Below are 20,668 nucleotides of genomic sequence, written 5' to 3'. Positions count from 1 at the left end.
GGCCCACCACCGCTGAGGGCAGGGAAGGACGAGCAGGAGACCACGATGACGCTCTCGCCTTACGCACCCATTATCGGGCTGTTCGCCCTCGCCGCGGCGTTCTCGCTGTTCTCCGTGGCCGCCGCCCGCTTCGCCGGCCCGCGCCGGTACAACAAGGCCAAGCTCGAGGCGTACGAGTGCGGCATCGAGCCCAGCCCGCAGCCCGTCGGGGGCGGCCGGTTCCCGATCAAGTTCTACCTGACGGCGATGCTCTTCATCGTCTTCGACATCGAGATCATCTTCCTCTACCCCTGGGCGGTCTCGTTCGACGCCCTGCCGATCTTCGGCTTCGTGGAGATGGTCCTGTTCATCGTCGCGGTCTTCGTCGCGTACGCCTATGTGTGGCGGCGCGGCGGCCTGGACTGGGACTGAGGGAGGTACGTCAGATGGGTATCGAGGAGAAGCTTCCCGCCGGCGTCCTGCTCACCTCCGTGGAGAAGCTGGTCAACTGGTCGCGGAAGTCGTCCGTCTGGGGCGCCACCTTCGGCCTGGCCTGCTGCGCCATCGAGATGATGGCCGCCGGTGGCCCGCACTACGACATGGGCCGCTGGGGCATGGAGGTGTTCCGCGCCTCGCCCCGCCAGGCGGACCTGATGATCGTCGCCGGCCGGGTGAGCCAGAAGATGGCCCCGGTCCTGCGCCAGATCTACGACCAGATGGCCGAGCCCCGCTGGGTGCTCTCGATGGGCGTCTGCGCCAGCAGCGGCGGCATGTTCAACAACTACGCCATCGTGCAGGGCGTCGACCACATCGTCCCGGTCGACATGTACCTCCCGGGCTGCCCGCCCCGGCCGGAGATGCTCATCGACGCGATCCTCAAGCTCCGCGAGAAGATCATGTATGAGCCGCTGGGCCCGAACGGCCGCAAGATGCTCCAGGCCCGCCAGGAGCGCGGCGACGTCCCCGTCGTGCCGTACGGCTCGATGCCCTCGTCGTACCGCAACGACAAGGCCCGGCGCGCCGAGTGGACCCGGGCGGTCCGCGAGGGGCGCGAGGAGCAGCTGCGGATCGAGAACTGGATGAACGCGCAGAACCACCTCCACCCGCACGGGGGCCCGAAGTGACCGCACCGAACGACAGGAACAGCACCGGCGGCGTGCCCGTGCCGGTGACGCCGGCCGGGGCCAGCAGCGGCGCGCCGGCCGAGCACCCGCCGTCCAGCCCGGCCGGGCGCGGCATGTTCGGCAACCAGGGCACCGGCGACGTCTCCGGCTTCGGCGGCCTGGTCCGCCAGCAGCGGCCGATCGAGGAGACCCCCCGGCCGTACGGGGGCTACTTCGACGAGGTCCGCGACGCGCTGGAGGAGGCGTACCCGCACTTCGGCGACGCGATCGAGAAGGTCGTGGTCGACCGGGGCGAGCTGACCCTGCACGTACGCCCGGAGCGCATCGCCGAGGTCTGCCAGGTGCTGCGCGACGACCTCGCGCTCCGCTTCGAGCTGTGCTCCTCGGTGTCCGGGGTGGACTACCTGGGCGCGGACGAGCGCCGGCTGCACGTGGTCTACCAGCTCACCTCGATGACCTACCGCCGCCGGCTGCGGCTGGAGGCCGCGGTCTCCGTCGAGGCCCCGCACCTGCCGAGCGTCACCGCCGTCTACCCGACCGCCGACTGGCAGGAGCGGGAGGCGTACGACATGTTCGGCATCGTCTTCGACGGCCACCCCAACCTGACCCGGATCCTCATGCCGGACGACTGGGAGGGGCACCCGCAGCGCAAGGACTACCCGCTCGGCGGCGTGCCCGTCGAGTACAAGGGCGCGGAGATCCCGCCGCCGGACCGACGGAGGTCGTACCAGTGACGACGTCGAACTACGCCACCGAGCGCGAGACGACCGAGGGCAAGGTCTTCACCGTCACCGGTGGGGACTGGGACCAGGTGGTCTCCGGCACGGACCCGATCAACGACGAGCGGATCGTCGTCAACATGGGTCCGCAGCACCCGTCGACCCACGGCGTGCTCCGGCTGATCCTGGAGCTGGAGGGCGAGACCGTCCGCGAGGCCCGGTCGGTCGTCGGCTACCTGCATACGGGCATCGAGAAGAACCTCGAATACCGCAACTGGGTGCAGGGTTCGACGTTCGTGACCCGGATGGACTACCTCTCCCCGATCTTCAACGAGACGGCGTACAGCCTCGCGGTGGAGAAGCTGCTCGGCATCACCGACGACGTGACCGAGCGGGCCACCACGATCCGGGTCCTGATGATGGAGCTCAACCGGATCTCGTCGCACCTGGTCTGGCTGGCCACCACCGGCATGGAGCTGGGCGCGATCTCGATCATGCTGTACGGCTTTCGCGAGCGGGAGTACATCCTCGACATCTTCGAGACCATCACCGGCCTGCGGATGAACCACGCGTACGTCCGGCCGGGCGGCGTGGCGCAGGACGTCCCGGACGACGCGATCCGCAAGATCCGCGACTTCCTGAAGATGATGCCGAAGAAGCTCAAGGAGTACGAGGACCTCCTCTCCGGCCAGCCGATCTGGACCGAGCGCACCAAGCACGTGGCGGTGCTCGACGTGACCGCCTGCCTGGCGCTGGGCGTCACCGGCCCCGTGCTGCGCTCCGCCGGCCTCGCCTGGGACCTGCGCAAGACGATGCCGTACTGCGGCTACGAGTCCTACGAGTTCGACGTGCCCACCCACCCGGACGGCGACGTCTGGGGCCGCTACCTGGTGCGGCTGGCCGAGATCCGGGAGTCGCTGAAGCTCGTCGAGCAGGCGCTGGACCGGCTCAAGCCGGGCCCGGTGATGGTGGCCGACCGCAAGATCGCCTGGCCGGCGCAGCTCGCCATCGGCGTGGACGGCATGGGCAACTCGCTGGAGCACGTCGCCAAGATCATGGGCCAGTCGATGGAGTCCCTGATCCACCACTTCAAGCTCGTCACCGAGGGCTTCCGGGTCCCGCCGGGCCAGGTGTACGTCGGCATCGAGTCCCCCCGGGGCGAGCTGGGCGTGCACGCGGTCTCCGACGGCGGCACCCGGCCCTACCGGGTGCACTACCGGGAGCCGAGCTTCGTCAACCTCCAGGCCCTCCCGGCGATGGCCGAGGGCGGCCTGATCGCCGACGTGATCGCCGGCGGCGCCTCGCTGGACCCCGTGATGGGTGGTTGTGACCGATGACGACGACTTTCACTGAGCAGACGCGGGAGCGGGCGCGCGAGATCATCGCCCGCTATCCGGCCGACCGGTCCCGGTCGGCGCTGCTGCCGCTGCTGCACCTGGTGCAGTCGGAGGAGGGGTACGTCTCCCCGGCCGGCGTCGCGTTCTGCGCCGAGGTGCTCGGCCTGAACAAGGCCCAGGTCGGCGCGGTCGCCACCTTCTACACGATGTACAAGCGCCGGCCGACCGGTGACTACCTGGTCAGCGTCTGCACCAACACGATGTGCAACGTGCTGGGCGGGCAGGAGGTCTACGACACCCTCGCCGAGCACCTGGGCGTCGGGCACGACGAGACCACCGCCGACGGCAAGGTCACCCTGGAGCACGCCGAGTGCCTCGCGGCCTGCGACTACGGCCCCGTCATGACGGTCAACTACGACTTCTTCGACGGCGTCGACCCGCAGACCGCGGTCGGGGTGGTCGAGGAGCTGCGGGCCGGCGGCCGGCCGATGCCGACCCGGGGCGCGCGGCTCTGCACGTTGAAGGAGATGTCGGTGCAGCTCGCCGGCTTCGCCGACGAGCGCGAGGGCGCGGTCGCCGACGGCGGCCCGGGCGAGCCCACCCTGCGGGGCCTGCGGCTGGCCGAGCAGCACGGCATCGCGGTGCCGGGCTACGACCCGAACACCCCGATCCGGAGCAAGGCCGAGGCCGACCGGGCCGCCGCCGAGGCGAAGGCCAAGGCGGACGCCGAGAAGGCGAAGGCCGAGGCCGAGAAGGCCGCCGCCGAGGCCAAGGCTAAGGCCGCGAAGCCGGCTCCGGCAGCCGAGCCCGAGCCCGCGCCGGCCGCGCCCGGGGTGGCGGTGCCGGTCGACGGGGCGCCCCCGGTGCCGCGCGACGCCCAGCAGGCCCAGGCCGCGGGCGCCGCCGCGAACCCGCCGGCCGGCGACCGCAAGCCCGCCGGCGACGACGCCGAAGCCCAGGAGCGCTCCCTCAAGGAAGCGGAGGCCCAGCAGTGACGACTCCCCGGCCGGAGACCCTGGCCAAGCTCACCCCCGTGCTCACCAAGCGTTGGCTGTCGCCGGACGCCTGGCGGATCGGCACCTACGAGAAGCTCGACGGCTACGCCGCCCTGCGCAAGGCGCTCAAGGCGCACCCGGACGACCTGATCCAGCTCATCAAGGACTCCGGGCTGCGCGGTCGCGGCGGCGCGGGCTTCCCGACCGGCCTGAAGTGGGGCTTCATCCCGCAGGGCGACGGCAAGCCGCACTACCTGGTGGTCAACGCCGACGAGGGCGAGCCGGGCACCTGCAAGGACCTGCCGCTGATGACCCACGACCCGCACTCGCTGGTCGAGGGCGTGATCATCGGGTCGTACGCGATCCGGGCCAGCCGGGCGTACATCTACATCCGGGGCGAGGCGGTGCACGCCGCGCGCCGGCTGCGCAGCGCCGTCCAGGAGGCGTACGCCAAGGGCTACCTCGGGCGCAACATCCTCGGCTCCGGGTTCGACCTGGACCTGGTGGTGCACTCGGGCGCGGGGGCGTACATCTGCGGCGAGGAGACCGCGCTGCTGGACTCGCTGGAGGGCTTCCGGGGCCAGCCCCGGCTGCGCCCGCCGTTCCCGGCGACCCACGGCCTGTACGCCAGCCCCACCGTGGTCAACAACGTCGGCACCATCGCCAGCGTGCCGTACATCGTGCTCGGCGGGGCCGACTGGTGGAAGACCATGGGCACGGAGAAGTCGTCCGGGCCGATGATCTACTCGCTCTCCGGCCGGGTCGCCAACCCCGGCCAGTACGAGTGCACGATGGGCGTCACGCTGCGCGAGCTGCTGGAGCTGGCCGGCGGGATGCAGCCGGGCCACAACCTGCGGTTCTGGACCCCGGGCGGCTCGTCCACCCCGCTGCTCACCGCCGAGCACCTGGACGTGCCGCTGGACTTCGAGGGGGTGGCGGCGGCCGGCTCGATCCTGGGCACCACGGCCACCCAGCTCTTCTCCGACCAGGACTGCCCGGTCTACGCGACCTACCGGTGGCTGGAGTTCTACCACCACGAGTCGTGCGGCAAGTGCACCCCGTGCCGCGAGGGCAACTACTGGATGGTCCGGGTCTACCGGCGGATCCTCGCCGGCCAGGGCACCCACGAGGACCTGGACACCCTGCTCGACACCTGCGACAACATCCTCGGCCGCTCGTTCTGCGGCCTGGGTGACGGTGCGACCAGCTCGGTGACCTCGTCGCTGAAGTACTTCAAGCAGGACTACCTCGACTACATCGAGGGACGTACCGCGCCGAAGCTGTCGGACAAGCAGCTGGTGGGAGCGCACTAATGACCGACGTAGCGAAGCAGACCGAGACCGTCACCCTCACGATCGACGGCGTCGAGGTCACCGCACCCAAGGGTGCGCTGCTGATCCGGGTCGCCGAGCAGCTGGGCACCGAGATCCCGCGCTTCTGCGACCACCCGCTGCTGGCCCCGGCCGGCGCGTGCCGGCAGTGCCTGGTCGAGGTGGAGGGCCAGCGCAAGCCGGTGGCCTCCTGCACCCAGACCGTCGCCGAGGGCATGGTGGTGCGCACCCAGCTCACCTCGCCGGTCGCCAAGAAGGCGCAGGAGGGGGTCATGGAGCTGCTGCTCATGAACCACCCCCTCGACTGCCCGATGTGTGACAAGGGCGGCGAGTGCCCGCTGCAGAACCAGGCGATGTCCACCGGCCGCACGGACTCCCGGTTCCACGAGCACAAGCGGGAGTACCCCAAGCCGCTGCCGATCAGCACCCAGGTGCTGCTCGACCGCGAGCGCTGCGTGCTCTGCCAGCGCTGCACCCGGTTCTCCGAGGAGATCGCGGGCGACAAGTTCATCGACCTGATGGGCCGGTCGTCCGCCGAGGAGATCAACATCTACCGGGACGAGGAGTACGGCGCGGAGGCCGGCGAGGACAGCGGCGACGTCCCGTTCAACTCCTACTTCTCCGGCAACACCGTGCAGATCTGCCCGGTGGGCGCGCTGACCGGCGCGCAGTACCGGTTCCGGGCCCGCCCGTTCGACCTGGTCTCCAGCCCCAGCGTCTGCGAGCACTGCTCGGCCGGCTGCGCCCAGCGCACCGACTGGCGGCGCGGCAAGGTGCTGCGCCGGCTGGCCGGCGACGACCCGCAGGTCAACGAGGAGTGGAACTGCGACAAGGGCCGCTGGGGCTTCCAGTACACCCGCGCGTTCGACCGGATCACCAACCCGCTCGTGCGCGACGCCGAGACCGGTGAGCTGCGCGAGGCGTCGTGGAGCGAGGCGCTGACCGTCGCCGCCGAAGGGCTGGCCGCGGCCCGGGACTCCGCCCGGGGCACGGCGGTGCTGACCGGCGGCCGGCTCACCGTCGAGGACGCCTACGCGTACGCGAAGTTCGCCCGGGTCGCCCTGCGCACCAACGACATCGACTTCCGGGCCCGGCCGGTCTCCCGCGAGGAGTCCGACTTCCTGGCCAGCTCCGTCGCCGGGCGCACCGACGTCACCTACGCGGACGTGGAGAACGCCCCGGCCGTGGTGCTCGTCGGCCTGGAGCCGGAGGAGGAGTGCCCGATCCTCTTCCTGCGGCTGCGCAAGGCGTACCTGAAGAAGAAGCTGACGGTGTACGCGATCGCGCCGTTCGCCACCCGCGGCCTGGAGAAGCTCGGGGCCAAGCTGGCCCGGGTGGTGCCGGGCGAGGAGGCGAGCGTGCTCGCCGAGCATGCCACGGTGGCCGAGGCGCTGAGCACCCCCGGCGCGATCCTGATCGTCGGCGAGCGGCTGGGCGAGGTGCCCGGCGGCCTGTCGGCGGCGGCGGACGTGGCCCGGCGTACGGGCGCGAAGCTGGCCTGGGTGCCGCGGCGCGCGGGCGACCGGGGCGCGGTCGACGCGGGCTGCCTGCCGAACCTGCTCCCCGGCGGCCGTCCGGTCACCGAGCCGGCCGCGCGGGCCGAGCTGGGCGAGGCGTGGGACATCCCGGCCGGCGTGATCCCGAGCCAGGCCGGCCGGGACACCGACGCCATCCTCGCGGCGGCGGCGGGCGGTCAGCTCGGCGCGCTGGTGGTCGCCGGCGTCGACCCGGCCGACCTGGCCGACCCCCGGCTGGCCGAGCAGGCCCTGGACGCGGTGCCGTTCCTGGTCAGCCTGGAGCTGCGGATGAGCGCGGTGGCCCGCCGGGCCGACGTGGTCCTCCCGGTCGCCCCGGTGGTCGAGAAGGCCGGCAGTTTCCTGGACTGGGAGGGTCGCCTGCGGCCCTTCGAGGCGGTCCTGCACACCGCAGCGATGACCGACGGCCGGGTGCTCGACGCCCTCGCCGCGCTGCTCGACGTGCAGCTCGGCACCGGCGACGTGCTCAGCGTCCGCCGCGAGCTGGGCAGCCTGCCGCCGACCCGGGCCGACCGGCCGTCCACGCCGTCGGTGCAGCCGGCCACGGCGCCGCAGCCCGACGCCGGGGAGGCCGTGCTGGCCACCTGGCACCAGCTCGTCGACCTGGGCAGCCTGACCGACGGCGACGAGCATCTCGGCGGCACCGCCCGCCCGCCGGTGGCCCGGCTGGGCAAGGGCACCGCGGAGGCCCTCGGCGTCGCCGACGGCGACCCGGTGACGGTGGGCACCGACCGGGGGGCCATCACCCTGCCGGCGGCGATCACCGAGATGCCCGACGGCGTCGTCTGGCTGCCGACCAACTCACCCGGCTCCACCGTCCGGCGCGGCCTCGGCGCGACGTCCGGCACGGTGGTGCGGATCTCCGCCGCCACGGCGACCGGACCGGCCCCGGCCGGCGAGGTCGCCGCCGACGCGGCCGGCCGCCCGGGTCCCCTCCTCAACTCCGGGGGTGTTTCCCAGTGAACGCGGTCTACCTCGCGCAGGACCCGACGCTGGCCGACTTCGGCAAGGACCCGTGGTGGCTGGTCCTGATCAAGGTCCTGTTCGCCTTCGTCTTCGGCCTGCTGGCCACGCTGCTTGGCGTCTGGTTCGAGCGGCGGGTCGTCGGCTACATGCAGGTGCGGCCCGGCCCCAACCAGGTCGGCCCGTTCGGCCTGCTGCAGACCCTCGCCGACGGCCTGAAGATGGCCTTCAAGGAGGACATCCTCCCGAAGGCGGCGGACAAGGTCGTCTACTTCTTCGCCCCGGTCATCTCGGTGGTCTGCGCGGTCACCGCGCTGTCGGTGATCCCGTTCGGCCCGATGGTGAGCATCTTCGGCCACCGGACGCCGCTGCAGGTCACCGACGTGCCGGTGGCGGTGCTGGTGCTGCTGGCCTGCTCGTCGCTGGCCGTCTACGGCATCGTGCTCGGCGGCTGGGCGTCCGGGTCGACGTACCCGCTGCTCGGCGGCCTGCGCTCCAGCGCCCAGATGATCTCGTACGAGGTCGCGATGGGGCTGAGCATCGTGGCGGTGTTCATGACCGCGGGGACGATGTCGACCAGCGGGATCGTCGCCGCCCAGGGCGACGCCACCCGGTTCACCATCGCCGGCGTCGAGGTGCCGGCCCCCGGCTGGTACGCGATCCTGCTGCTGCCGAGCTTCATCATCTTCTTCATCGCCACCGTCGGTGAGACCAACCGGGCGCCGTTCGACCTCCCCGAGGCCGAGTCGGAGCTGGTCGCCGGCTTCATGACGGAATACAGCTCGCTGAAGTTCGCGCTCTTCATGCTCAGCGAGTACGTGGCGATGGTGACCATGTCCGCGGTCACCACGACGCTGTTCCTCGGCGGCTGGCGGGCCCCCTGGCCGATCACGCTGTGGGCGGACGCCAACACCGGCTGGTGGCCGATGCTCTGGTTCTTCGGCAAGGTGCTGGCGCTGGTCTTCGTCTTCGTCTGGCTGCGGGGCACCCTGCCCCGGCTCCGCTACGACCAGTTCATGCGGTTCGGCTGGAAGGTGCTGCTGCCGATCAACCTGGTCTGGATCCTGGTCCTGGCCGGCCTGCGCTCGATCGAGGGCTGGCAGACCCGGGACCGGCTGCTCGCCACGGGCCTCGGCGCGGGTGTGCTGCTGCTGGTGACGCTGCTGTGGCCGAGCCGCAAGAAGGAGCCGCGGCCGACGCTGCAGGAGCAGGTCAACAGCCGCCCGCACGGCAGCTTCCCGCTGCCACCGATGGACCTGCAAGTGCCACCGAGCCCGCGCACCAAGCGCGTGGTCGCCGAGCGGGAGCCGGCCAACATCGCCGCCGGCTCGGACTCCAGGGAGGTGTGACGTGGGCGCGATCACCGGAACGTTCAAGGGCTTCGGGGTCACCTTCTCGCACATGTTCAGGAAGGTCGTCACGACCGACTACCCGTTCAAGCCGCCGGTCTCGGCGCCGCGCTACCACGGGCGGCACATCCTCAACCGGCACCCGGACGGCCTGGAGAAGTGCATCGGCTGCGAGCTGTGCGCCTGGGCCTGCCCGGCCGACGCGATCTACGTCGAGGGCGGGGACAACACCGAAGAGAACCGGCTGTCCCCGGGTGAGCGGCACGCGTCGATCTACCAGATCAACTACGCCCGCTGCATCTTCTGCGGGCTCTGCATCGAGGCCTGCCCGACCCGGTCGCTCACCATGAGCAACGAGTACGAGCTGGCCCGGGACAACCGGCAGGACCTGATCTTCACGAAGGAGCAGCTGCTCGCGCCGCTGCTGCCGGGCATGGAGCAGCCGCCGCACCCGATGCGGCTCGGCGACAGCGAGAAGGACTACTACGTCGGCGCGCTGAGCAACCCGGGCACGTCGGCCGGTGCCGAGCACGCGGCGAACAGCCCGGGTCGCTACCAGGTCGAGGAGCACCCCGGGGTGACCTTCCCCGGCGCCGAGCAGCAGGCCCAGCGGGCGGCGGCGGGCAAGGGGGACGAGGCATGACCACGCAGACGGTGCTCGCCGCGGCGGGCGGGGTCTCCGGCGGCGAGGAGGTCACCTTCTGGATCCTCGCCCCGCTGGCGCTGCTCGGCGCGATCGGCATGATCGCGGCCCGCAACGCCGTGCACTCGGCGCTCTGGCTGGTGCTGACGATGCTCTGCCTGGGCGTCTTCTACGTCCTGCAGGCCGGGCCGTTCATCGGCATGGTGCAGATCATCGTCTACACCGGCGCGATCATGATGCTCTTCCTGTTCGTGCTGATGCTGGTCGGCCGGGACGCCTCGGACTCACTGATCGAGACCCTGCGCGGCCAGCGGGTCGCCGCCGTGGTGCTCGGGCTCGGCTTCGCCGGCCTGGTCGGCGGCGGCCTCTACCGGGGCCTCGGTGGCGTCTCGGCGGTCGGCCTGGAGCAGGCCAACGCCGAGGGCAACGTGCAGGGCATCGCCCGGCTGCTGTTCACCAAGTACGTCTTCGCCTTCGAGCTGACGTCGGCGCTGCTGATCACCGCGGCGGTCGGCGCGATGGTGCTGGCGCACATCGAGCGGCGGCGGGAGGACAAGATGGACCAGATCGCCACCATGAAGGCCCGCTTCGCCCCGGGCAACTACCCCGGCCCGAAGCCCGGCCCGGGTGTCTTCGCCACCTCGTCCTCGGTGGCCACGCCGGCCCGCCTGCCCGACGGCCGGCTGACGGAGCGCAGCATCCCGGAGATCCTGCCGGCCCGGGAGCTGACCGCCGAGGAGACCACGCTGAAGGGGACGGACCGATGACCCCGGACTACTACCTGGTGCTCGCCGCGGTGCTGTTCACCATCGGTGCGGTGGGGGTGCTCGTCCGCCGGAACGCGATCGTGCTGTTCATGTGCGTCGAGCTGATGCTGAACGCGGCCAACCTGACCCTGGTCACCTTCAGCCGGATCAACGGTGACCTGAACGGCCAGATCATGTCGTTCTTCGTGATGGTGGTGGCCGCGGCCGAGGTCGTGGTCGGCCTCGCGATCATCATGTCCATCTTCCGGACCCGGCGCTCGGCCAGCGTCGACGACGCCAACCTGCTGAAGTACTAAGGGGCCCTGCGGTGGGAACGATTCTGATGAACGCCCCGGCTGAGCCGGCAGGTGACGTCGCCTACGCTGCGGCGAGCGGCCTGCTGGGCAGCTTCTGGCTGCTGGTGGCGATTCCGCTGGCCAGCGCGGCGGTCCTGCTGCTGCTGGGCCGGCGGGCCGACCGGTGGGGGCACTGGCTCGGGGTGGCCGCGATCGGGGCCTCCTTCGTGCTCGGCCTGACCTACTTCTTCCAGCTCCGTGGCCTGGAGAACAAGTCGGCGGAGCTGAGCCTGTGGGACTTCATCGCCGTCGGTGACCTGCACGTGGACTTCGGCCTGCTGTTCGACCCGCTGGCCGCGGTCTTCGTCCTGCTGATCACCGGGGTGGGTTTCCTGATCCACCTGTACGCGGTCGAGTACATGGCGCACGACGAGGGCCGGCGGCGGTTCTTCGCCTACTTCAACCTCTTCGTCGCCGCGATGCTCCTGCTGGTGCTCGGCAACAACTACGTGATGCTCTACTTCGGCTGGGAGGGCGTCGGCCTGGCGTCGTACCTGCTGATCTCCTTCTGGTACGGCCGGCCGAGCGCGGCCACCGCCGGCAAGAAGGCGTTCCTGATGAACCGGGTCGGCGACGCCGGCCTGGCCATCGGCATCTTCATCATGTTCGCCACCCTCGGCACCACCCAGTACGACGAGGTGTTCAACGGGGTCGGCTCGCTGACCGGCACCACGGTGCTGGTGCTCGGCCTGCTGCTGCTGCTCGGCGCGGCCGGCAAGTCCGGCCAGTTCCCGCTGCAGGCGTGGCTGCCGGACGCGATGGAGGGCCCGACCCCGGTGTCGGCGCTCATCCACGCCGCCACCATGGTCACCGCCGGCGTCTACCTGATCGCCCGGTCCAACCCGGTCTTCTCGGCCAACTCGACGCTCCAGCTCGTGGTGGTCAGCGTCGGCGCGCTGACCCTGCTGCTCGGCTGCATCATCGGCGCGGCCAAGGACGACATCAAGCGGGTGCTGGCCTGGTCGACGGTCAGCCAGATCGGCTACATGTTCCTCGGCGTCGGCCTCGGCGGCGGGGCGTACGCCCTGGCGATCATCCACCTGCTGGCGCACGGCTTCTTCAAGGCCAACATGTTCCTCGGCGCCGGCTCGGTCATGCACGGCATGAACGACCAGGTGGACATCCGCCGCTTCGGCGGGCTGTCGAAGTACATGAAGGTCACCTGGATCACGTTCATGATGGGCTGGCTGGCCATCATCGGCCTGCCGCCGCTGTCCGGCTACTTCTCCAAGGAGCCGATCATCGTCGCCGCCTTCACGCGCGACGACTGGACGGCGTGGCTGTTCGGCGGCGCGGCGCTGCTCGGCGCGGGGCTCACCGCGTTCTACATGACCCGGCTGTTCGTCCTCACCTTCCACGGCCCGAAGCGGTGGACCGAGGACATCGAGCACCCGCACGAGTCTCCGAAGCTGATGACGATCCCGCTGATCCTGCTGGCGATCGGCTCGGTGGTCGCCGGTGGCCTGATGGTGTGGAACGACGGCCTGGCCTCCTGGCTGACGCCGGTGCTCGGCGAGGCCGGCGAGGAGCACCACGCCGTGCTGTCGCACACGGTGATCACGATCCTGTCGCTGGTCGTCACGATCGCCGGGGCCGGGCTCGCCTGGTCGCTGTTCCGCAACGGCACGGCCACCGAGCCGCAGCCGGCGGGTGTGCTGGTCACCGCCGCCCGGCGCAACCTCTACACCGACGCCTTCAACGAGGCGGTCTTCGAGAAGCCGGGGATCTTCCTCACCCGGGCGCTGGTCTTCCTCGACAACCGGGGCATCGACGGGCTGGTCAACGGCCTCGCCGCCGCCGTGGGCGGGGGCTCCGGCCGACTCCGGCGGCTGCAGACCGGCTTCGTCCGGTCGTACGCGACGTCCATCCTGACCGGCGCGCTGCTGGTGGTGGCGGCGTTCCTGGCCGTGCAGGCGGGGTGGCTGGCGTGATCGACCTCTCTACGGCCGCCCCCGCCGGCGGACCACGCAGTGACGACGGAGGTAAGGCCGCATAATGTCCAACTTCCCGTTCCTCTCGGTGCTGACCGTGGCGCCGCTGGTCGGCGCGCTGGTCGTGGCCGTCCTGCCGCGCCGCCGGCCGGAGCTGGCCAAGCAGGTGGCCTTCGGGTGGTCGCTGCTGGTGCTCGCGCTGTCCGTGGTCATGTGGCTGGCGTTCAAGACCGGCGGTGAGCGGCTCCAGTTCCGTGAGTCGTACACCTGGATCCCGCAGTGGGACGCCCGGTTCACCTTCGCCGCCGACGGCATCGCCCTGGTGATGCTGATGCTGATCGCGGTGCTGGTGCCGCTGGTGATCCTCGCGTCCTGGCACGACGCCGAGTCGTCGAAGCGCTCGATCCCGGTCTACTTCGCCCTGCTGCTCGTCCTCGAATCCACGATGATCGGCGTCTTCGCCGCCGCCGACGTCTTCCTGTTCTACGTGTTCTTCGAGGTCATGCTGGTGCCGATGTACTTCCTGATCGGCAGCTACGGCGGCCACCAGCGGCAGTACGCGGCCGTGAAGTTCTTCCTCTACTCGCTGGTCGGCGGCCTGTTCATGCTGGCCGCCGTGATCGGCCTGTGGGTCGTCGGCGGGAAGACCTTCGACTGGCAGGCGCTCACCCAGATCGACATCTCCACCGGGACCGAGCGCTGGCTGTTCCTCGGCTTCTTCCTCGCCTTCGCGATCAAGGCGCCGTTCTTCCCGTTCCACACCTGGCTGCCGGACGCCGGTGGGGCCGCCCCCGCCGGGGCCGCCGCGCTGCTCGTCGGCGTGCTGGACAAGGTCGGCACGTTCGGGATCCTGCGCTACTGCCTGCCGCTGTTCCCGGAGGCGTCGAAGTGGTTCGCCCCGTACGCGCTCGCGCTCGGGGTGATCGGCATCATCTACGCCGCGCTGCTGGCGGTCGGCCAGAACGACCTGAAGCGGCTGGTGTCGTACACCTCGATCGCGCACTTCGGGTTCATCGGGGTCGGCATCTTCGCCTTCACCACGCAGGCCGGCACGGGCGCGGTGCTCTACATGCTCAACCACGGCCTCGCCACCGGCCTGCTCTTCCTGGTGGTGGGCATGCTGGTGGCCCGGCGCGGCTCGGCCCTGATCAGTGACTTCGGCGGCGCGGGCAAGCTGGTGCCGCTGCTGGCCGGGGTGCTCTTCTTCGCCGGCCTCGCCTCGCTGGCCCTGCCCGGCACCGCGCCGTTCGTCTCCGAGTTCCTGGTGCTGATCGGCACCTTCACGGTGAACAAGCCGGTCGCGGTGATCGCCACGCTCGGCATCATCCTGGCCGCCGCGTACGTGCTGTGGATGGTGCAGCGGACGACCCAGGGCACCCTCAACCCGGCCCTGACCGAGGTCGAGCCGATGCGCCGCGACCTCAACCTGCGCGAGAAGGTCGTGGTCGCACCGCTGATCGCGCTGATCGTGCTGCTCGGCTTCTATCCCAAGCCGGTCACCGATGTCATCAACCCCGCCGTCCGGGCCACCATGGAGGACGTCGGCAGGACCGATCCGGCCCCTGAGGTCGGCGGTGTCGTGCAGGAGGCACACCGGTGAGCGCGAGGAGTGAACGAGCGGAGCGAGTGAGCCCCGCAGTCGCGAACGAAAGGCGGCACCCGAAGTGACCGAGCTCAAGTTGCCGTCGATCGACTACGCGGCGCTCGCTCCGATCCTGATCATGCTGGGCGCCGCCCTGCTGGGCGTGCTGGTCGAGGCCTTCGTGCCCCGCCGGCACCGCCACCTCGTGCAGCTCTCGCTGGGGCTGCTCGCGGTGCTCGCCGCGCTGGTGATGGTGATCTTCAACGCCGACGACCGGCTGATCACCGCCGGCGGGGCGCTCGCCGTGGACGGGCCGACCCTGTTCCTGCAGGGCGCGATCCTGGTCCTCGCCGCGATGTCGCTGCTGCTCATCGGCGAGCGTTCGGTGGAGCGGGGCGGGGCGTTCGTCGCCCAGGCCGCCGTCACCGCCGAGTCGGTGGAGGACCGGCGGCAGGCCGAGGGCAGCAACGGGGCGACCGAGGTCTACCCGCTGGCCAGCTTCGCCATCGGCGGCATGCTGATCTTCGTGGCGGCGAACGACCTGCTGACCATGTTCATCGCCCTGGAGGTCTTCTCCCTGCCGCTCTACCTGCTCTGCGCGCTGGCCCGTCGCCGGCGGCTGCTGAGCCAGGAGGCGGCGATGAAGTACTTCCTGCTCGGCGCGTACGCCTCGGCGTTCTTCCTGTTCGGCGTGGCCCTGGTGTACGGCTTCACCTCCGGCATCCCGGGCCGCCCGGCCGGCGTCGACTTCGCCACCATCCACGCGGCGGTCGGCGAGTCCCCGGCCAGCCAGGTGCTGCTCTTCGCCGGCATGGCGCTGCTCTCCATCGGCCTGCTGTTCAAGGCCGCCGCCGCCCCGTTCCACGTGTGGACCCCCGACGTCTACCAGGGCGCCCCGACGCCGGTCACCGGCTTCATGGCGGCCTGCACGAAGGTCGCCGCGTTCGGCGCCCTGCTGCGGGTCTTCCACGTGGCGTTCGCCGGCGCGGCGTGGGACTTCACCCCGGTCCTCGGCGCGGTGGCGGTGCTCACCATGCTGGTCGGCGCGGTGCTGGCGGTCACCCAGACCGACATCAAGCGGCTGCTGGCCTACTCGTCGATCGCCAACGCGGGCTACCTCCTGGTCGGCGTGCTCGCGCCGAGCCGGGACGGGCTCGCCGGCACGATGTTCTACCTCGCCGCGTACGGCTTCTCGGTGCTGGCCGCATTCGCGGTGGTGACCCTGGTCCGCGACGCCGACGGGGAGGCCACCCACCTGTCCCGCTGGGCGGGGCTGGGGAAGCGCTCGCCGTTCTTCGCGGCGGTCTTCACCTTCATCCTGCTGGCCTTCGCCGGCATCCCGCTCACCAGCGGGTTCATGAGCAAGTTCGCCGTCTTCGCCCCGGCCCTCGACGCCGACCAGGCGTGGCTGGTGGTGGCCGGCGTGCTGACCAGCATGGTGCTCGCGTTCCCGTACCTGCGGGTCGTGGTCATGATGTGGCTGTCCGAGCCGGGGGAGTCCACCCCGACGGTGACGGTGCCGGGCGGCCTGACCTCGGCGGCGCTCATGATCGGCGTGCTGGCCACGCTGGTGCTGGGCGTCGTGCCGGGCCCGCTGCTCGACCTCGCCAACGGCGCCGCCGAATTTGTGCGATGACCGACGTTTCCCCGCGACGGGGCCGGTACGCGACAGCGTGCCGGCCCCGTCGCCGCATCCCCGCCCCGGAGCAGGTCGAACGGGTGTGGCATGGTGGATAGCGTGGTGAATCCGGCTGGCGAGCGTTCAGGTGCCACCGGCTCCGCTCGGCGGGGTCGGGAGAGCATGGGTCAGTTCGGCGCGCTCGGCCTGCACCTGGCCGATGCCCGCGTCGAGGCGTCCGTGTTGGGCCTGCTGGAGTCCGTCGAGGCGGAGCTGCGGGCCACCGTGACGAGCGCCGACCCGCTGGTGACCGAGGCCGCCCGGCACCTCGTGGACGCCGGCGGGAAGCGGTTCCGCCCGCTGCTGGTCTCGCTTGGCGCCCAGTTCGGCGATCCGGCCGACCCCCGGGTCGTCTCCGCCGCCGTGGTGATGGAGCTCACCCACCTGGCGACGCTCTACCACGACGACGTCATGGACGAGGCCGCCGTGCGGCGGGGCGCCCCGAGCGCCAACTCCCGCTGGACGAACTCGGTGGCGATCCTGGTCGGCGACTACCTCTTCGCCCGCGCCGCGGACCTCTCGGCCGATCTGGGCCCGGAGGCGGTGCGGCTGCAGGCGCGCACGTTCGCCCGCCTGGTGCATGGCCAGATCGCCGAGACGGTCGGCCCCCGGGACGGGCAGGACCCGGTGGCCCACTACCTCGGCGTGATCGCCGAGAAGACCGGCTCGCTGATCGCCACCTCGGCCCGCTTCGGCGGCCTGTTCTCCGGGGCGTCCGCCGCACACACCGAGGCCCTGGCGGGGTACGGCGAGACGATCGGCGTCGCCTTCCAGCTCTCCGACGACCTGCTCGACATCGCCAGCGAGTCGGTGCAGTCGGGCAAGACCCCCGGCACGGACCTGCGCGAGGGCGTGCCGACCCTGCCGGTGCTCTACGCGCTCGCCTCCGACGACTCCGACGCCGCCTCGGTGCGGCTGCGGGAGATCCTGGCCACGGGCCCGCTCGTCGACGACGCCCTGCACGCCGAGGCCCTCGGCCTACTCCGCGAGTCCCCGGCGCTCAAGCGCGCCCGGGAGACCGTCCGCAGCTACGCCGAGGAGGCCCGGGAGCAGCTCGCGCTGCTGCCGGAGACGTCGTCGCGCCGTGCGCTGGAGTCCCTCTGCGACTACATCGCCGACCGCACCGGCTGACCCTTTCCGGGTCCCGGTGCGGGTTCCGCGAACCCTTCGCGAGTCCGACTCGGACAACTCACCGTGTCGCTCGACGCACTGACCGTTTAGGATGATCTGGCAGCGTCGACCCGAACAGGCATTTCGCCGGACGCCTGGATTTCATATGGTGTAAGTCCCCGGCGGCGGAGGTGGTTGTGCGCGACCCCTTGGCGGAACCTTCGGACCTCATCCGGAGTGTCTCCCGCGCGCTACGCGTGCTCGAATCGGTCGGTCGCGCCCCGAAGGGGCTGACCGTCAAGCAGATCGCGCGGCGCTGCGAGCTGACCGTGGCCACCACCTACCACCTGGTCCGTACGCTGGCCTACGAGGGCTACGTGATCCGCCGGGAGGACGGCACGTACATCGTGGGGCTGGAGATCGCCGACCGCTACCGCGAGCTGGTGACCGCGTTCCGCGGGCCTGCGGCGGTCGGCGAGTGCCTGCGCCGCGCCGCCCTGGACACCGGCTACAGCCACTACCTGGGGCGCTTCGTCGGCGGCCAGGTCGCCGTGACCGCCGTGGCCGAGGGGCACCGCTCCCCGCACCTGGAGGACCTGGTCCCCGGGTTCGACGAGGGCGCGCACGCGACCGCGCTCGGCAAGGCGCTGCTGGCCACCCTCACCGCCGAGCAGCGCTTCCGCTACCTGCGGGAATACGGCATGCGCCCGTTCACCAACGCCACCCTCACCACCCCCGAGGCGTTCGAGGCGGACGTGGCGGCCGGCGACCGCCGGGGCATGCAGCTGGAGCTGGGGCAGTTCCGCCAGGGCGTCGCGTGCGCCGCCGTGCTCGTCGTCCCCGACAAGGACATGGAACGCCGGATGGTGCTGGCCTGCTCGCTGCCGGCCAGCGAGATGATGACCTCCGCCCGGGTGGTGCGGGCCAAGCTGCTCACCGCCGCCCGCGCCATCGCCGACGCCGTCGCCGCCGAAAACTGAGCCGGCACCGCCGAGAACTGAGCCGTCGTCGAGGACCGACGCCGTCGAGAGCCGAAACGGGACGGGCCCCCTCCCTGGTGGGGAGGGGGCCCGCCGCGACGCCCAGCGGGTCAGCTGCCGATCGGGCCGCCGTCCAGCCGCCAGGTGACCACCACGCCGGGCTTGGCGTAGTCGCCGTCGGGCCAGGTCGACGCCGGGTTCTCCACGGTCGCCCCGGTGATCTCACCCGGGTGCTGCACCGCCACGAACACCGAGCGGTTGTCGCCGGTGATGAACGGGCCGCAGGTCTCCGCGCCCAGCGGCACCGTGAGGAACTGCTTGAGGTACCCCCGCTCCGGCCCCTCCACAGCGGTGGCGAACAGGCCGTCGTTGCTGCCCAGCGCGTTGCCGTCGGTCGAGATCCAGAGGTTGCCGGTGGCGTCGAAGGCGACGTTGTCCGGGCAGGAGATCGGGGAGACCTTCGCCTTGTCGTACCCGGCGAAGTGGGTCGACGGGTCGGTCGGGTCGCCGCAGACGATCGGCAGCGACCAGGCGAACGTCTCGGCGGCGTTGTTGTTGCCGTCCTCGACCAGCTCCAGGATCTGACCGTGCTTGTTGAGGTTGCGCGGGTTGGCCTCGTCAGCCGGGGCCTTGCCCGCCTTGCCGCGGTCGGTGTTGTTGGTCAGCGCCACGTACACCTTGCCGGTCAGCAGGCTCGGCTCGACGTCCTCCGGGCGGTCCATCTTGGTCGCGCCGACCTTGTCGCCGGCCAGCCGGGTGAAGGTGAGCACGTCCGCGGCGGTCATCCCGTCGACGTACGAGCGGTTGCCGCTGACCAGCTTGATCCAGCGGCCCCGGCCGTTGAACGCCCCGTCGGCGGGGAGCTTGCCGGAGCCGTCGATCTCGGCCGCCGAGTTGCCTTCGAGCTGCGCCACGTACAGGGTGCCCGACTCCAGCAGGGTCAGGTTGTGCTTGCGGGCCACCCACGAGTCGCCGGCCATGAACTTCTTGTCGGAGACGAACTTGTAGAGGTAGTCGAACCGCTCGTCGTCGCCCATGTAGGCCACCACGTGGCCGGTGCGGGCGACGATGACGTTCGCGCCCTCGTGCTTGAACCGGCCGAGCGCCGTGTGCTTGCGCGGCCGGCTCTCCGGGTCGAACGGGTCGATCTCGACGACCCAGCCGAAGCGGTGCGCCTCGTACGGGTTCTTCGCCAGGTCGAAGCGCTCGTCGGCGCGGTCCCACTTGCGGTTGCCGCTCGGGTACCGCTCGGTGGTGTTGATGCCGTAGCGGGCCAGCTTCGGCTTCAGCTCCTCCGGCGCGGCGTCCCCGCCGACGAAGTACTGGTTGAAGTTCTCCTCGCCGGAGAGCACCGTGCCCCACGGGGTGACGCCGCCCGCGCAGTTGTTCAGCGTGCCGACCACCGTCCGGCCCTTCGGGTCGGCGGCGGTACGCAGCCACGCCGAGCCGGCGGCCGGGCCGGTCAGCTCGAACTTCGTGGCCAGTGCGGTGACCCGCCGGTTGTACGGCCGCCGGCCGCTTTCGACCGGCCGCCACTGCCCGGTGCCGTCGACCCGCTCCAGCTCGACCACGGACATGCCGTGCGCCGCCATGGCGACCTTCACCTGCTCGACGGTGAGCGCGTCGAGGCTGGTGAAGCCGGGGAACATCAGGTCCTCGTTGGTGTACTCGTGGTTGACCACGAGCAGCGCCCGGCGGCCCCGCTTGTCCAGCGGCAGCACGCCGACGAAGTCGTTGTTGTAGCCGAACTGCTTGGCCTGCTTCGCGGCGGTCTGCCCGTGCACGTCGAACTCGGGCGCGCCCGGCACCACCGGGTCGCCCCAGCGGATCACGACACTGTGGTCGTACCCGTTGGGCACGACCAGGGTGTCGAGCTTGTTCGGCGGGATCGGCCGGAAGGTCAGCGCGCCGCTGCCCACCCCGCCGGCCGGGCGGCCGAACCCGGCGGCCTCCGGCACGACCGGGGCGGCCGGCGCGGCGGACGCGGCACCGGCACCGGCCAGCGCCCCGGCGGCCGCGCCGCCGAAGCCCAGGACGAGCGCACCGACCGCGCCGGCCCGGACCACGCCTCGCCGGGACACCTCGGCGTCCACGATGTCGCCGAGGTACGGGTTGTCGGACGTGTTGGGCACCGGGTGGTCACAGGCGTTGCCGCACCGGTAGAGACAGGTCATGGCGTCACGGCTGCCGTGGCGGGTGGCGCCCAGCAGGGGGAGCAGCCGGGGTCGGTCGCTCATCGGGAGGTGCCTCCAAGGAAGTCGGTGCACGCCGGGGTCAGCCCTCCGACGTGCGTACCCGGCGGACGCTAGG

General features: G+C 71.3%; 17 protein-coding genes. 16 read left to right on the top strand and 1 reads right to left on the bottom strand.

Translation table 11 applies throughout. The features are described from left to right. Positions 1 to 45: 45 nt before the first annotated feature. The 16 genes from GA0070558_RS14075 to GA0070558_RS14000 all read left to right on the top strand — a co-directional run bounded on the left by GA0070558_RS14075 (position 46) and on the right by GA0070558_RS14000 (position 18,358). On the top strand, positions 46 to 411 hold the full coding sequence (locus tag GA0070558_RS14075; protein ID WP_043961418.1) for an NADH-quinone oxidoreductase subunit A: 366 nt from the start codon (positions 46 to 48) through the stop codon (positions 409 to 411). A gap of 14 nt (positions 412 to 425) precedes the next feature. Continuing rightward, a complete protein-coding gene (locus GA0070558_RS14070; protein WP_007074124.1) occupies positions 426 to 1,103 on the top strand; it encodes a NuoB/complex I 20 kDa subunit family protein in 678 nt (225 codons plus the stop codon). Next, a complete protein-coding gene (locus GA0070558_RS14065) occupies positions 1,100 to 1,837 on the top strand; it encodes an NADH-quinone oxidoreductase subunit C (RefSeq protein ID WP_091279497.1) in 738 nt (245 codons plus the stop codon). Before GA0070558_RS14070 ends, GA0070558_RS14065 begins: the two co-directional genes overlap by 4 nt. Further along, a complete protein-coding gene (locus GA0070558_RS14060; protein WP_091279494.1) occupies positions 1,834 to 3,159 on the top strand; it encodes an NADH-quinone oxidoreductase subunit D in 1,326 nt (441 codons plus the stop codon). The genes GA0070558_RS14065 and GA0070558_RS14060 overlap by 4 nt, the downstream gene beginning before the upstream one ends. Beyond that, positions 3,156 to 4,154, top strand: a complete 999-nt coding sequence (gene nuoE / locus GA0070558_RS14055; RefSeq protein WP_091279490.1) for an NADH-quinone oxidoreductase subunit NuoE — start codon at positions 3,156 to 3,158, stop codon at positions 4,152 to 4,154. Before GA0070558_RS14060 ends, nuoE begins: the two co-directional genes overlap by 4 nt. Further along, positions 4,151 to 5,467, top strand: coding sequence for an NADH-quinone oxidoreductase subunit NuoF (gene nuoF, locus GA0070558_RS14050; RefSeq protein WP_043961427.1), 1,317 nt, complete (start codon positions 4,151 to 4,153; stop codon positions 5,465 to 5,467). Before nuoE ends, nuoF begins: the two co-directional genes overlap by 4 nt. Continuing rightward, positions 5,467 to 7,983: an NADH-quinone oxidoreductase subunit G gene (locus GA0070558_RS14045; protein WP_091279486.1), complete on the top strand. Its 2,517-nt coding sequence runs from the start codon at positions 5,467 to 5,469 to the stop codon at positions 7,981 to 7,983. Before nuoF ends, GA0070558_RS14045 begins: the two co-directional genes overlap by 1 nt. Continuing rightward, entirely contained in the window at positions 7,980 to 9,332 is a 1,353-nt protein-coding gene (gene nuoH / locus GA0070558_RS14040) for an NADH-quinone oxidoreductase subunit NuoH (protein WP_077935673.1), read from the top strand. Before GA0070558_RS14045 ends, nuoH begins: the two co-directional genes overlap by 4 nt. Before the next feature lies 1 nt (position 9,333). After that, positions 9,334 to 9,975 carry an NADH-quinone oxidoreductase subunit NuoI gene (gene nuoI, locus GA0070558_RS14035; protein WP_074475428.1) on the top strand — a complete coding sequence of 214 codons (642 nt, stop codon included), beginning with the start codon at positions 9,334 to 9,336 and terminating at the stop codon, positions 9,973 to 9,975. Continuing rightward, positions 9,972 to 10,742, top strand: coding sequence for an NADH-quinone oxidoreductase subunit J (locus tag GA0070558_RS14030; protein WP_077935674.1), 771 nt, complete (start codon positions 9,972 to 9,974; stop codon positions 10,740 to 10,742). Before nuoI ends, GA0070558_RS14030 begins: the two co-directional genes overlap by 4 nt. After that, positions 10,739 to 11,038 carry an NADH-quinone oxidoreductase subunit NuoK gene (gene nuoK, locus GA0070558_RS14025; protein ID WP_007074133.1) on the top strand — a complete coding sequence of 100 codons (300 nt, stop codon included), beginning with the start codon at positions 10,739 to 10,741 and terminating at the stop codon, positions 11,036 to 11,038. The genes GA0070558_RS14030 and nuoK overlap by 4 nt, the downstream gene beginning before the upstream one ends. A 26-nt stretch (positions 11,039 to 11,064) precedes the next feature. Further along, positions 11,065 to 13,008 carry an NADH-quinone oxidoreductase subunit L gene (nuoL, locus tag GA0070558_RS14020; protein WP_077935675.1) on the top strand — a complete coding sequence of 648 codons (1,944 nt, stop codon included), beginning with the start codon at positions 11,065 to 11,067 and terminating at the stop codon, positions 13,006 to 13,008. Between the two features lie 64 nt (positions 13,009 to 13,072). Next, positions 13,073 to 14,608, top strand: a complete 1,536-nt coding sequence (locus GA0070558_RS14015) for an NADH-quinone oxidoreductase subunit M (protein WP_091279484.1) — start codon at positions 13,073 to 13,075, stop codon at positions 14,606 to 14,608. A 64-nt stretch (positions 14,609 to 14,672) separates the two neighbouring features. Continuing rightward, positions 14,673 to 16,226, top strand: a complete 1,554-nt coding sequence (gene nuoN / locus GA0070558_RS14010) for an NADH-quinone oxidoreductase subunit NuoN (protein WP_077935676.1) — start codon at positions 14,673 to 14,675, stop codon at positions 16,224 to 16,226. Between the two features lie 90 nt (positions 16,227 to 16,316). Continuing rightward, on the top strand, positions 16,317 to 17,399 hold the full coding sequence (locus GA0070558_RS14005) for a polyprenyl synthetase family protein (RefSeq protein WP_077935677.1): 1,083 nt from the start codon (positions 16,317 to 16,319) through the stop codon (positions 17,397 to 17,399). A 176-nt stretch (positions 17,400 to 17,575) separates the two neighbouring features. After that, entirely contained in the window at positions 17,576 to 18,358 is a 783-nt protein-coding gene (locus GA0070558_RS14000) for an IclR family transcriptional regulator (RefSeq protein WP_074475423.1), read from the top strand. A 110-nt stretch (positions 18,359 to 18,468) separates the two neighbouring features. Here the strand turns inward: GA0070558_RS14000 and GA0070558_RS13995 are convergent, their stop codons facing one another. Beyond that, complete coding sequence (locus GA0070558_RS13995) at positions 18,469 to 20,595, bottom strand: PhoX family protein (RefSeq protein WP_091279479.1); 2,127 nt, start codon at positions 20,593 to 20,595, stop codon at positions 18,469 to 18,471. Positions 20,596 to 20,668 lie beyond the last annotated feature (73 nt).

The organism is Micromonospora haikouensis (assembly GCF_900091595.1).
Lineage (GTDB): Bacteria > Actinomycetota > Actinomycetes > Mycobacteriales > Micromonosporaceae > Micromonospora > Micromonospora haikouensis.
The sequence above is the reverse complement of the archived record's forward strand: the minus strand, read 5'-3'. Positions and strand labels throughout refer to the sequence as shown.